12 protein-coding genes are annotated in these 12905 nt (G+C 72.3%); 3 read left to right on the top strand and 9 right to left on the bottom strand.

All coding sequences use genetic code 11. The features are described 5' to 3' along the window. Nucleotides 1-10: 10 nt before the first annotated feature. The 4 genes from AB0D93_RS14930 to AB0D93_RS14915 are packed head-to-tail and all read right to left on the bottom strand — an operon-like array spanning nt 11 to nt 4341. Nucleotides 11-646, bottom strand: coding sequence for an ATP/GTP-binding protein (locus AB0D93_RS14930; protein ID WP_362118821.1), 636 nt, complete (start codon nt 644-646; stop codon nt 11-13). Continuing rightward, on the bottom strand, nt 627-1034 hold the full coding sequence (locus AB0D93_RS14925; protein ID WP_362118818.1) for a DUF742 domain-containing protein: 408 nt from the start codon (nt 1032-1034) through the stop codon (nt 627-629). Before AB0D93_RS14925 ends, AB0D93_RS14930 begins: the two co-directional genes overlap by 20 nt. Then, complete coding sequence (locus AB0D93_RS14920; protein ID WP_362118815.1) at nt 1031-1528, bottom strand: roadblock/LC7 domain-containing protein; 498 nt, start codon at nt 1526-1528, stop codon at nt 1031-1033. The genes AB0D93_RS14925 and AB0D93_RS14920 overlap by 4 nt, the downstream gene beginning before the upstream one ends. Continuing rightward, nucleotides 1525-4341 carry a nitrate- and nitrite sensing domain-containing protein gene (locus tag AB0D93_RS14915; RefSeq protein WP_362118812.1) on the bottom strand — a complete coding sequence of 939 codons (2817 nt, stop codon included), beginning with the start codon at nt 4339-4341 and terminating at the stop codon, nt 1525-1527. Before AB0D93_RS14915 ends, AB0D93_RS14920 begins: the two co-directional genes overlap by 4 nt. 387 nt (nt 4342-4728) lie before the next feature. Here AB0D93_RS14915 and AB0D93_RS14910 point away from each other — a divergent pair, with 387 nt between their 5' ends. Next, complete coding sequence (locus AB0D93_RS14910) at nt 4729-5517, top strand: protein phosphatase 2C domain-containing protein (protein ID WP_362118809.1); 789 nt, start codon at nt 4729-4731, stop codon at nt 5515-5517. A 16-nt stretch (nt 5518-5533) separates the two neighbouring features. Here the strand turns inward: AB0D93_RS14910 and AB0D93_RS14905 are convergent, their stop codons facing one another. Continuing rightward, entirely contained in the window at nt 5534-6025 is a 492-nt protein-coding gene (locus AB0D93_RS14905) for a MarR family transcriptional regulator (protein ID WP_362118806.1), read from the bottom strand. 237 nt (nt 6026-6262) lie between these two features. On the opposite strand from AB0D93_RS14905, the gene AB0D93_RS14900 reads away from it, so the two are divergent. Then, nucleotides 6263-7096 carry a lysozyme gene (locus tag AB0D93_RS14900; protein ID WP_362118803.1) on the top strand — a complete coding sequence of 278 codons (834 nt, stop codon included), beginning with the start codon at nt 6263-6265 and terminating at the stop codon, nt 7094-7096. Between the two features lie 19 nt (nt 7097-7115). On the opposite strand, the gene AB0D93_RS14895 is transcribed toward AB0D93_RS14900, so the two are convergent. Continuing rightward, complete coding sequence (locus AB0D93_RS14895) at nt 7116-7319, bottom strand: helix-turn-helix transcriptional regulator (protein ID WP_362118800.1); 204 nt, start codon at nt 7317-7319, stop codon at nt 7116-7118. A gap of 197 nt (nt 7320-7516) precedes the next feature. Here AB0D93_RS14895 and AB0D93_RS14890 point away from each other — a divergent pair, with 197 nt between their 5' ends. Beyond that, nucleotides 7517-9874 carry a SpoIIE family protein phosphatase gene (locus tag AB0D93_RS14890; RefSeq protein WP_362118797.1) on the top strand — a complete coding sequence of 786 codons (2358 nt, stop codon included), beginning with the start codon at nt 7517-7519 and terminating at the stop codon, nt 9872-9874. Nucleotides 9875-9969: 95 nt separating this feature from the next. Here AB0D93_RS14890 and AB0D93_RS14885 read toward each other — a convergent pair whose 3' ends face one another. The 3 genes from AB0D93_RS14885 to AB0D93_RS14875 form a co-directional block, all read right to left on the bottom strand. Then, a complete protein-coding gene (locus tag AB0D93_RS14885; RefSeq protein WP_362118794.1) occupies nt 9970-10659 on the bottom strand; it encodes a hypothetical protein in 690 nt (229 codons plus the stop codon). A 251-nt stretch (nt 10660-10910) separates the two neighbouring features. Beyond that, a complete protein-coding gene (locus AB0D93_RS14880; protein WP_362118791.1) occupies nt 10911-11564 on the bottom strand; it encodes a hypothetical protein in 654 nt (217 codons plus the stop codon). Nucleotides 11565-11779: 215 nt separating this feature from the next. Beyond that, nucleotides 11780-12868 (bottom strand): serine/threonine-protein kinase, encoded by a 1089-nt coding sequence (locus AB0D93_RS14875; RefSeq protein ID WP_362118788.1) that lies wholly within the window; start codon nt 12866-12868, stop codon nt 11780-11782. Between the last annotated feature and the right edge of the window lie 37 nt (nt 12869-12905).

Raw genomic sequence — 12905 nt, 5'->3', positions numbered from 1 at the left:
TGCTCGGGGACTACTCGGGGGTTTCGTCCAGCGCGTGGCCGACCAGGGCCAGGAGGGTTTCGATGACCGAGATCCGACGCCGCGCATCCATGATCATGACAGGGATGTGCGCGGGTATCGTCAGCGCCTCCCGGACGTCCTCCGGTTCGAACACCTCGCTGCCGTCGAAGTGGTTGACCGCGACGACGTACGGCAGCCCGCAGCTCTCGAAGTAGTCCAGCGCCGGGAAACAGTCCTTCAGCCGGCGGGTGTCAGCCATGACGACCGCGCCGATCGCGCCACGCACCAGGTCGTCCCACATGAACCAGAACCGCTGCTGGCCCGGCGTGCCGAACAGGTAGAGCACCAGGTCGTCGTCGAGCGTGAGGCGGCCGAAGTCCATGGCCACGGTGGTGGTGAGCTTGCCCGGCGTGGCGGTCAGGTCGTCGGTCTCCTCGCTCGCCTCGGTCATCAGCGCCTCCGTCTGCAGGGGCGTGATCTCCGAGACGGAGGTGACCAACGTGGTCTTGCCGACGCCGAAGCCCCCGGCCACCACGATCTTCGTGGCGATGGGGGCCCGGGTGCGGTCCGTCTGCCAGGACTTCAGGTCCTCGTCGGGCTCGACGAAGGAAGCGACGCCGGCGGCGTCAGAGACGGCGGAGTCCACTCAGCACCCTTTCCAGCAGAGCGCGGTCCGGGCGGCCGGTGCCGTGACCGGTTCCGGTGCCGTACACACGGATCTTTCCCTGGTCCGCGAGATCGCTCAGGAGAACGCGGACCACGCCGAGCGGCATCTTCAGCAGCGCGGCGATCTCGGCCACCGTGCGCATACGGCGGCACAGTTCGACGATGGCCCGCATCTCCGGCATGACCCGGGTGGTGAGGGAACCATTCGTCAGTTCCTTGCGCTCCTCCGGGGCCTCCAGCGCGGCCACGAACGTCTCCACGAGGAGGACGTGGCCGAAGCGGGTACGGCCGCCGGTGAGCGAGTAGGGGCGGACGCGGGCGGGCTTGCGTTCGCCGCCGCGCACGGGCAGTTTCGATGTGCCGCTCATCGGGCGCTCCCGGTCGACTGGGCCTCCAGTGACTGCCGTAGCTCCGAGCGGAGTTCCGGGGTGAGGACGTGCCCGGCGCGGCCCACGAACAGCGCCATGTGGTACGCCACCACGCTCATGTCGCACTCGGCGCTGCCGTGCACGCCGAGCAGCGAGCCGTCACTGATCGACATCACGAACAGGCTCCCCTCCTCCATCGCGATCATCGTGTGCTTGACGCCGCCGGACTCCATCAGCTTGGCGGCACCGACGGTGAGGCTGCCGATGCCGGAGACGATGGTGGCCAGGTCGGCGGAGGAGCCGCGGGGCCCTTTCACCGGGCGGGCCGGCCGGGACCGTTCCGCGTGCCCCGGGTCGGACGAAAGGAGCAGCAGACCGTCCGAGGAGACCACGGCGACGGACTGGATGCCGGGGACTTCCTCGACCAGGTTGGTCAGCAGCCAGTGCAGGTTGCGGGCCTCACTGCTCAGTCCGTAGGTACTGGGCGCGGTCAACTGCTTGCCTCCTCGGCTGTGCCCCCCGTGACTTCTTCGGCGTGTGCGTAACTGGCGGGCCGCTGATGGCCGGCGGTCCGTTCGGCGATCTCCGCCTCCACGTCGCGGTAGCCGGCCTGGGCGCCCTGGCGGAACCCGCCGAGCCTCCTGCGGAGGGCTTCGGCGTCGACGCTTGTGCTGCGCCTGCGGGGCGGGGCGGCGGGCGCGGTGATCTTGGGCGTGCGCTTGGGCAGGCCCTTGCTCGTGACCTGGTCCTCGGCCTCCGCCTCGGCCTCGGTCTCCGCCTCGGCTTCGGCTTGGGCGGGGATGCCCGCACCGTCCGTGCGGCTCTGGTCTTCGGGTGCGGGTGGCCCGTGCGGGGCGTCCTGGCCGCCGCCGGCGGCCGCCGGCTCCGTGGGCTCCGTGGGCTCCGTCGCGAGGTCCGGGAGCAGCAGTTCCATCGTCGACTCGGCGTAGGTCTCCGCCGGGGCCTTGGGGCGGGTCTCCGTGTTCTGGACGCCCGGGTCGGCCTGTTCGTGGACCGCCCGCTCCGTGTCCTCGGCCTCGCCGGGCACGTCGCCCCGGCCGGCGGCGACGCCCCGCACCACCTGCTCCGCCAGGGCGACCAGCGGGTCCGTGTCCTTGGTGCGGGCGTGCAGGACGTTGGAGTTGACCTCGGCGTCGGCCCCGGGGAGGGAGTAGGAGCTGGTGCCGCTCAGGTGCGTGGCCTGCGGGGGCAGCGCGGTCGGCGGGGCGTCGGCGAGGAGGGTGGCCGGCAGGACGACGACCGCCGCGATGCCGCCCTGCTTCTGCTCGCGCAGCTGCACGCGGACGCCGTGGCGCTGGGCGAGCCGGGCGACGACGTACAGGCCGAGACCGAGACCGGTGTCGCCCTCGTCGCCGTACGTCGTCCCGGGGTCGAAGTCGGCCAGGCGCTGGTTGAGGCGGCCGAGGCGGTCGGTCGCCATGCCGATGCCCTCGTCCTGGACCGAGAGCATCACCTCGCCGCTCTCCAGCAGCCAGCCGGAGACCTCCACCGGCATCTCGGGCGGGGAGAACGCGGTGGCGTTCTCCATCAGCTCGGCCAGCAGGTGGGAGAGGTCGTCGGCGGCGAAGCCCGCCACATGGGCGTGCGGGGGCAGGGCCGCGATGCGTACGCGTTCGTAGCGTTCGATCTCGCTGACGCCGGCCCGGACCACGTCGACCAGCGGCACCGGTCCGTGGTGCTGCTGGACGTGCTCGGCACCGGCCAGGACCAGCAGGTTCTCGCTGTGGCGGCGCATGACGGTGGCGAAGTGGTCCAGTTTGAAGAGGGTCGCGAGGCGGTCCGGGTCCTGTTCGCGGTCCTCCAGGCCCTCGATGACCGCGAGCTGGCGTTCGACCAGGCCGAGGGTGCGCAGCGAGAGGTTCACGAACGTGCCGCCGATGCTGTCGCGCAGCCGCTCCAGCCGCTCGGCGGCCTGGCTCAGCTCGGCCTGGAGGGCCTCGCGGGCGTCGGCCATCTTCTGCCGCTGGCCGATCAGGTGCCTGCGGTCGGTCTCCAACGTGGTCACGCGCTCGTGCAGGGCGGCCGCGTGTGCGTGCAGGGCGTTGACCGAGCGGACGACCTGGGCGAACTCGTCGTTGCGGCCGGTGAAGGCGATCGGCTCCTGGGCGGCCGGGTCCCCGGCCTCGGCCAGCCGGGCCGAGCCGCGGCGCAGCACCGACAGGGGGCGGGTCAGGGTGCGGGCCATGGCGGTGGCGATGCCCACGGCCACCAGCATCAGGGCGCCGAGTACGGCGATGCGGATCTCCAGCGCCGTGACGTCGTCGTCGCGGAGCTGCGCCAGGTCCTTGGTGCGGTGGTCGTAGAGCGCCGACTCCGCGCCGCGCATCAGGTCGACGCGGGCGGACAGGGCCGCGTCCAGCTTCTTGGTGCTGGTGGCCAGCTCGCCGTCGGTCAGCGTCGGCTGGTCGGTGAGCGTGGCCAGGTACTTCTCCGCCGAGTTGACGTCGGCGCCGGTGACCGTGGAGTCGTAGGAGTCGACGGCCTTCGCGGGGGCGGTCGCGCGGAAGTCGGCGAGGGCCGCGTCGGCGCGCAGCCGGGCCTGCTGGGCGGCGGCGGTCAGCGCGTCGCGCTGCTTGCGGTCGGCCTCGGAGACGGTGGAGGTCGTGGTGGCCAGGCCGGTGACCGGGTTGATCACCGTCTTGGTGGTGGACGGCACGTTCAGCGCGGCCAGCAGCAGGCCGCGGGCGGCGGCGGACTGCTGGACGGCGGTGTCCAGTTCGGCGAACGCGTGGGCGCCGGAGCCGGCCCGCGGGGGTGTCCGGTCGGCGAGCTGCTCGGCGAGCCGGTGCAGTTCGGTGATGGCCGCCGAGTACGCCTGGTGGGCCTGCAGGGCCGTGCTCTTGCCGGTGAGGGCGGCCCGCCGGACGGCGGAGATGCCGTCGAGGTCGCCGCGCAGGCTCGCCGGGGTGTCGGACTCGGCGCGCAGGTCCTCGACCTGCCGGTCGACGCGGGCACTGCGGTCCTCGGAGGGGGCCTTCGCCTTGGGGCGACCCGCCGCTATGTAGGTGGTGACCTCGTCACGCTCGTCGGCGAGGGAGTTCGCGAGGGCGAGGGCGTCCTGGGTACGGGCGGCCAGGGTCACCAGATCCTGGGAGTCGCCGACGTCCTGGGAGGCGCCGATCAGGCCGGGCACCCCGGCGCCGGCGATCGCGGCGGCCACCACGGCGACAGCGACGATCAGCCGGGTGCGCACATGGGTGGGGCGGCCGCTGCCCACGGGGGTCTGCTGGGCGGTCCCCGCGGGGTCCGTCTGCCTGCCTGTGCGCCGAGGCCGCTTTTTCTGCACCGGTGCTCGCAATCCTGAACTCGTCTACCCAGGGGCCCGGGTGGCGCCCCGTCATCGCGGTGCCAAGTGGTGGTGCGTACACCCGGTTCGTACGGTTCCCGACCCTCCCAGCGCCGGTCGGCGGGGGTCGCGCATCACCTGACCCGCCACCCGAAGGAGTGAACATCGGAGGGGAGTTGGCGGGCAAGTTCCCGTGGCGCGTGCGAGGTGCCTTCGCGGCACGCCGGTTGGACGCACGCGGCAGGCTTTGGCAGTATTCGCCACCACGCCTTCCCGGAGTCGCTCATTCCCCCCCAAACCAGGCGCCTGACCTGCGGGGTCGTGTCAATTCGACGGCAGTTGCCAGCCTTTGGCGAATCCTGTGAAGGGCTCGTGCAGACTGGCCGGATGCGAACTGATCTCGTTTCGGAACCCGGCGATCCGAACCGCCCCAACGAGGACTTCGCCGGTGTCGGACTACCCGCCTCCGGACAGGGAGGTTGTGTGATCGTCCTGGACGGAGTCACTCCGCCCCGGGGCGGGACGGGGTGTCTGCATTCCGTCCCCTGGTTCACCGCCCGGCTCGGCGGCGCGCTGACCGAACTGACCGTTTCGGGCAGAGATCTGACGCTCCCGGAGGTCCTCTCGCGGGCGATCGGCCGCACCGCCGGGGCCCATGCGCAGACCTGTGAGCTTTCTCACCCGCGTACACCGCAGGCGACTGTCGCGCTGGCCCGCTGGTCCGCCGAGACGGTCGAGTACCTGGTGCTGTCCGACTCCGCGCTGCTGCTCCAGGGGCCGGACGGGAAGGTCACCCCGGTCCTGGACGACCGTCTGGCCCGGCTCCCGCGCTCCGCGCTCGCCACCGACGCCCTGGTGGACGCCACCCTGCGCAACAAGGAGGGCGGCTTCTTCACGGCCGCCGCCGATCCCGCGGTGGCCGCCCGCGCGGTCGCCGGCACCCTGCCCCGCGGTGCGGTGCGCGCCCTGGCCGCGCTGACCGACGGCGCGACCCGCTGGACGGAGAAGTTCCACGAGGGCGACTGGGCCGCCCTGTTCGACGTGGTCGCGAAGGAGGGCGCCCGGTCGCTGGTGGACCGGGTGCGGGACCTGGAGACGGCGGACCGCGAGTCGCGCGCGTCGTTGGGGCGGAGCAAGACGCACGACGACGCGACGGTGGTCTACGTGGAGCTGTGACCGACGGGGAACGCGGCTACTTCTCCATGACCCGGTTCAACTGGTTCAGCAGCCGGGCCAGTTCCGCGACCTCGGTGCGGTCCCAGTGGGAGAGCTGGCGGACGTAGCGGGCGCGGCGCGCCTCGCGGACCTTGCCGACCCGGCCGCGCCCCTCGTCGGTCAGGGTGACGAGCCAGGCGCGGCCGTCGGCGGGGTCGGGTTCGCGGGCGATCAGGCCCAGTTCCTCCAGGGCGCGCAGCTGGCGGGACATGGTGGCCTTGCCGACGCCGATGTAGGCGGCGAGTTCCGTGGCCCGCTGGCCGCCCAGCTCGTCAAGGCGGATGAGCAGTCCGTACGCGGAGGACTCCAGGTCCGGATGGACCTCGCGGGCCATCTCACCCTGGTTGGCCCGGGCACGCCGCAGCAGCACCGTCAACTCCCGCTCCAGCGCCAGGAATTCCTGGTCCGCACCACTGGGCGTCGTCTCGTGGGCGCCGCGATGTGCGTCGCCGTTTCCGTCCTCGTGCACGTCAGCACCCCTGCTCGGTTTCGCCGTCCTGAAAGTTTCTGCCAAAAATCGTCATTGCCGCAGCTCCGTCAGTATTTCGCAGGCGTAGACCAACGGCGGCGTCCGGACCCCCTTCCCACGCCATCATCTACGTGCGTAGCTTCTTTACCAGGCAATGAATGGCATGCCCACGCCAGTGCGGCATCCGGTACACGGTCACGGCCACGTTCCCCCCACCCCACTCTCCGGAGGCACGTCATGCCCGTGCACAGACCCGGTTCGGACCGCTCCGTCCGCCCGCGCCCGCTCGCCGTCCTCGTCACGGCCCTGCTCGCGGCGCTCTCCCTCACCCTGCCCCTCACCTCCGCCCACGCCGCGAGCACGCCCAGCCGCGGTTCCGCCTACATGGGCATGGGCGTCCTCGCGCACGACGGCCGGGACGGCACCCCCACCTCCGGTGACGTCACCCAGACCGAGGGCGTGGACGTCGCCGGCTACCAGGGCAACGTCGCCTGGTCGACCCTGTGGAGCAGCGGGGTCAGGTGGGCGTACACGAAGGCGACGGAAGGCACGTACTACACGAACCCGTACTTCGCCCAGCAGTACAACGGCTCGTACAACGTGGGCATGATCCGCGGCGCCTATCACTTCGCGACCCCGGACACCACCAGCGGCGCCACCCAGGCGAGCTACTTCGTCAGCCACGGCGGCGGCTGGTCCAGGGACGGCAAGACCCTGCCGGGCGCGCTCGACATCGAGTGGAACCCGTACGGCGCCGAGTGCTACGGCAAGAGCGCGAGCCAGATGGTCAGCTGGATCGCCGACTTCATCAACACCTACAAGTCGCTCACCAGCCGCTACCCCGTGATCTACACGGCGACCAGCTGGTGGAGCGACTGCACCGGCAACTACGGCGGCTTCGCGGCGAACAACCCGCTGTGGATCGCCCGCTACGCCTCCGACCCGGGGACGCTGCCGGCCGGCTGGTCGTACTACACGATGTGGCAGTACACCTCCTCCGGCCCGACCGTCGGCGACCACGACAGGTTCAACGGGGCGCTGGACCGGGTGCAGGCCCTCGCCAACGGCTGACCGGCAACGCCCGGGGAGTTCACAGCCCCAGGGAGACCGCGATCCGCGTCAGCTCGGCCATGCTCGCGTGGCCGAGCTTGGCGCGGATGCGGCGCATGTAGGTGTCCACCGTGTGCCGGGACACGCCCATGGCGCGAGCCGTCTGGAGATAGGTACGGCCCGCCGCGACGTGCCGGAGCGTCTGGAGTTCGCGGTCGGTCAGCGGCGGGTGCGTGGCGGTCATCGGTCCTCCCTGGTCACACCCCCCGACGTGGTCCCGTAGCGCCGGAACAATGGCGTTTGTCCCCTTCACGCGGAAAAGCCGCCGCCCGGTTGCACCCGGCCCGGGGTCTCCTTCCGGCAGCCCTGCGTTGGTGCTCCGCGCCGCCCCGGATCATGCTGGTCAGTAGAGCCTGCCGAGCAAGGGCGAGATGAGCGGCGATGGAGCGACAGTCGACGTACACGGCCACGGCCACCATCGATGAGCAGGGCATCGTCACCAGCTGGAGCGAGGGCGCACAACGGCTGCTCGGGTACGACTCCCCCACCGTCGTCGGACGCCCCGCCGCCGTGCTGCTCGCCGCCGACGGCTCGGCCGCCCGGCGGATCGCCACCGGCAACGCCCGCTGGAACGGCACCGTCCCGCTGTGGCACCGCGACGGCCGGCTCCTGGAGCTGGGCGTGCTCGCGCACCGCCGGACCTCGGACACCGGCGTCACCGACTGGCTCGTGGTGAGCGCCGTGACGGCCCGCACGCAGCCGCCCCGGGGCGAACCGCTGGAGGAGTGGACGTTCCTGCAGTCCCCGTTCCCGCTGGCGATCTTCGACGGCGACCTGCGGCTCGTACGCGCCAACCGCCGGATGGAACACGCCCTCGCCCTGCCCGAGGCCGCGATGCGCGGGCTGCGGCTGCCGCACATCGCGCCCGGCGCCGCGAGCGAGGAAGCCGCCCGGTCGATGCGGCTCGCACTGGATTCCGGGCGGCCGCAGGTCTGCCCGGCCCGGCTCGGCCCGGACCTCGGCCGCGGTGCCGTGTTCACCCCGCTGAAGGACGCAGGCGGCCGGGTGCGCGCCGTCTGCCTGTCCACCCAGTCGCCCACCCAGGAGACCGCCGCCCGGCAGCGCCCGTCGCGCGAGAGCTCGCGCGTCGGCATGGCCGCGGACCAGGCCCGCGCCGCACAGGAGCTCGGCGAGGTCACGGTCCCGCGGCTCGCCGACGCCGTGACGGTCGACCTGCTCGACTCCCCTCTGGGCCCCGGCGAGGAGCCCGCCCCGCTGCCCGGCCCGGTGGTGCTGCGCCGCGCCGCGCTGCGCGTCGTCCCGAACGGCGAGGGACCCGCCTACGGCACCGGCGTGGGCGGGGCGGTCGTCTGCCCGTCGGACTCCCCTCCGGCCCAGTGCCTGGCGGCGGGCCGTCCGCTGCTGTACGACACGACGGACGCGATCGTCGCCGAGTGGGTGGCGGTGGACCCGGGCGCGGCGTGGCTGCGGGCGTCCGGCGCACACTCGCTGCTGGCGGTGCCGCTGCTCACCCAGGGCAGCACGCTCGGAGTGGCGCTGTTCGGCCGGCGGCCGGGCCGGGAGCGGTTCGGTCCGGAGGATCTGCGGCTGGCCCAGGAGTTCACGGCCAAGGCGGCCGCCGGCATCCAGCAGGCCCGCGCCTACTCGCGCAGCCGCACCACGACCATGGCCCTCCAGCAGAGCCTGCTTCCGCACACCCTGCCCGACCAGGCGGCCCTGGAGATCGCCACCCGCTATCTGCCCGCGGCCACCCGGGCCGGCGTGGGCGGCGACTGGTTCGACGTGATCCCGCTGTCCGGGGCGCGGGTGGCGCTCGTCGTCGGCGATGTGGTGGGCCACGGCATCCGCGCCTCGGCGACCATGGGCCGGCTGCGCACCGCCGTGCGCACCCTGGCCGACGTCGATCTGCCCGCCGACGAACTCCTCACCCACCTCGACGACCTGGTCCTGCGGCTGGCCGCCGACGAGGGCAGCGCGGACCCGTCCGCCGAGACCGCCGGTGGCATCGGCACCACCTGTCTGTACGCCGTCTACGACCCGGTCTCGCGCCGGTGCACCCTGGCCCGGGCGGGCCATCCGCCGCCCGCCGTGGTCACACCGGACGGCGCCGTGCGTTTCCTGGACGTGCCCGCGGGTCCGCCGCTCGGGCTCGGCGGGCTGCCCTTCGAGGCCATCGAGACCGAACTGCCCGAGGGCAGCCTGCTCGCCCTGTACACCGACGGGCTGTTCGAGGCCCGCGAGCACGACATCGACGAGGCGCTGGACAAGATGTTCGCCGCGCTCGGCCGGCCCGCGTCGTCGCTCGACGCGGTCTGCGACCACGTGCTCACCGCCCTGCTGACCCACCGCCCCGACGACGACATCGCCCTGCTCGTCGCCCGCACCCGGGTCCTGCACGAGGACCGGGTCGTCGCCTGGGAGCTGGCGGACGACCCCGAGGACGTCTCCCGCGCCCGCCGCCTCGCCTGCGACCAGCTGTCCGCGTGGGGCCTGGCCGAGGCCTCCTTCCCCACCGAGCTGATGGTCAGCGAACTGGTCACCAACGCCATCCGCTACGGCCGCCCGCCCATCCAGCTCCGGCTGATCCACCAGGACTCGACCCTGATCTGCGAGGTGTACGACTGCAGCACCACCACCCCGCACATGCGGCGCGCCCGCATCTTCGACGAGGGCGGACGGGGCCTGCTGCTGGTCGCCCAGCTCGCCCACCGCTGGGGCACCCGGCACGACCGGATCGGCAAGACGGTGTGGGCGGAGCAGTCGCTCACCGCCCCCTGACACCGGGCACGCATACGGCGCCGCCCCGCCGCGGGGAGCGACGGGGCGGATGACGCGGCGCGAGGCCGGGATGGTTCGTTGTGCGGGACGGTTCCTCAGTTCACCACCGGTCCGGGGTCTGCCGGCGCGGGGTTGGAGGAGGGGTCCGGGTTGGACGACGGGTCAGGGTTGGAGGAGGGGTCGGGGTTGGAGGAGGGGTCGGGGTTGGAGGAGGGGTCGGGGTTGGACGACGGGTCCGGGTAGGTGGACGGGTCCGGGTGGGACGAGGGGTCGGGGCTGGACGAGGGGTCCGGAGTGGGCGAGGGGTCCGGGTGGGACTTGGGCTCGGTCGTGGGCGGGGGCGTCTCCTTTCCGCCGGACGACGGCGGGGGTCCGTCGGGGCAGTTCGGCCCGTTCTTGCCGTTGGTACCGGTGCCGTTCTTGCTGCGGCCGCCGCAGCTGCCCCGGCCGGTGCCCCCCGTGCCGGTGCCGCCGGGGGCCTGGCAGATCTGGGCATCGCCGCCGGTCCCGTTGCCGCCGGTGGCGTTGCCGGCGCGGCAGTCCTTGTCGTGTCCGTCGCCGTCGCCGTGGCGGCCGTGACCGTCGTGATCCCCATGTCCGCGATGACCGCGGTGATCCTTGCCGTGCTTGGAGTGGTCGTCGTGGTGGTGCCCGTGGTCACCGGAGACGACCGTTCCCAGGACGGGAGCGGCGAAGGCAGTACTCGCCGACATCATGACGCCGCCGCTCAGGAGGGCGGACGCGGTGACCACGACCAGTCGACGGGTCCAGGTGTTTTCCTTCATGGTGGTCCAGGTCCTTCTTTTCTGGTGCTGCCGAGCCCGTCGAAATGAATCGGACGGCGTGGCGGTGGATCGGGGGGCGATGAATCGGATACGGCGGGACGGAAGGGTTTTCGGAACTTCTCGGCAAATCCGGTCTGCTGTGTGGTTCGCGCGCCGGGGGCTTCGGCCGGCCGGCCGGGCGGTCATGACCTTCGCGGTCCTTTCCGCCCAGCCGGCCGGGCCCTCACCCACGGCCCGCTGTGGCGCCCGGGTCAGTCGGCCACGGCGTCGCCGCCGGTGGCGTCTCCGCCGTTCTGGCTCGTCGCGTCACCACCGGTGGCGTCACCGCCGCTGTGCGTCTCGGCGTCACCGCCCTTCGCGTTCCCGCCGTTGTCGGTCTGCGCGTTACCGCCGGTGGCGTCACCACCGTTGTCGGTCCTGGCGTTACCACCAGTGGCGTCACCGCCGTTCTGCGTCTCGGCGCCACCGCCCTGCGCGTTCCCGCCGTTGTCGGTCCGCGCGTTACCGCCGGTGGCGTCCCCACCGTTGTCGGTCCTGGCGTTACCACCAGTGGCGTCGCCGCCATTCTGCGTCTCGGCGTTACCGCCGGTGGCATTGCCGCCGTTCTGGGTCTCGGCGTTACCGCCGGTGGCGTTGCCGCCGCCCTTGGTCTTCGCGTTGCCGCCCTTGGCGTTGCCGCCGTTCTCGGTCTTGGCGTTACCACCGTGGGCGTTGCCCGGCTTGTGCGGGTTGCAGTGGCCGTGGTGGTGAGCAGCCATGGAAGCGACCGAGGTGGCGGGGGCCGCCATCGCGGAGGCCGCCGGAACGAGTACTCCACCGGCGATTGCGGCGGACGCGACAGCGGTGGCGAGAAAGAAACGACGACGCTTGGTACCGGACTCGGTGGTCTTGATGTTGGTGTTCATGATTCTGCTCCTGATTTTTGAATCGGAATATGTGTGACGTGCTCCGAATATCCGGGGCACTGGGCAGAGGAATTCTTTTCCGCTGTACCCTGCGGTTCCCTTTCCTTTCCGGTGGGGGCCGCACAACCAGTAAGCATGATCGGCACAGCAGGGGGCACGTTCCGAGGATTCGGGACTTGACCGTGCGAAATAAGCCCGTTATAAGGCCGGGCGACTCAGCTGCGCGCCCCATCGGCCGGGCCCTTGAGGACGGGTCCGGCCCAGGTGGGGGGCTCGGGCGCGGCGTGGTGGGCCGTGCGGGTCCGCGGGCCGGGATCCGCGGCCGGCTCCGCACAGGGATCCGCGGCCGGCTCCGCGCAGGGATGTGCGGCCTGCTCCGCGCAGGGATCCGCGGTGACGCGGGCGTCCACCAGCGTCGGCGTACGCCGGGGCGGGCCCGCCTCACCGATGACACCGCGCAGGGCCGCCACGAACTCCAGACAGGAGCCGTAGCGGTCGCCCGGGGCCTTCGCCAGGGCGCGCCTCAGGACGTCGTCGGCGGTCACCGGGACGTCGGGCCGCTCCTTGCTGAGCGGGGGCGGCGGGTCGTACTGGTGGGCCCACAGCAGTTCGAGGTGGTCCTCCCGCTGGAAGGGCGGGGCGCCCGCGAGCATCTCGTGGACCACGCAGGCCAGGCTGTACAGGTCGGCCCTGCCGTCCACCGGGCGCCCGCCGATCCGCTCGGGCGCCACGTAGTCGAGGGTGCCGACGAACTCGCCCGCGGTGGTGAACCCGGTGAGCGACAGCGACTTCTTCGCCAGCCCGAAGTCGGTGAGGTAGACGTGCTCCGGGTGATCGCTGTCGACGCCCTTGGCGACGAGCACGTTGCCGGGTTTGACGTCCCGGTGCACCAGGTCGCGCGCGTGGGCCGCGTCGAGGGCGGACGCCAGCTGGGCCGCGATGCGCAGCACGGTGGGCACCGGCAGCCGGCCCTCGTCGTCGATCAGGGCGCGCAGGTCCTGGCCGCAGACGTAACACATCGCGATATAGAGGATCCCGTCGGTCTCGCCGGCCTCGAAGACGGGGACGATGTTGGGGTGGTCGATGGCGGCGGCCACCCGGGACTCCTGGACGAAACGGCGGCGGAAGGCGTCGTTGCGCGTGTACTCCGGGGCGAGCAGCTTGAGGGCGACCGTCCGGCCGAGGCGCAGGTCCCTGGCGCAGTAGACGACCGCCATGCCGCCGCGGCCGAGTTCGCGCTCCACCCTGTAACCCGCGATCTCGGCCCCGATCAGGCCGGAGGGGCTCTTGGGGGGCCAACTCACGTCTGAATTCTATCGGCCCGTCCCGTTATGGGTGCAT

It is taken from the genome of Streptomyces sp. NPDC048191, assembly GCF_040652655.1.
Taxonomy (GTDB): Bacteria; Actinomycetota; Actinomycetes; order Streptomycetales; family Streptomycetaceae; genus Streptomyces.
This window is presented reverse-complemented; position numbering and strand designations above follow the sequence as displayed.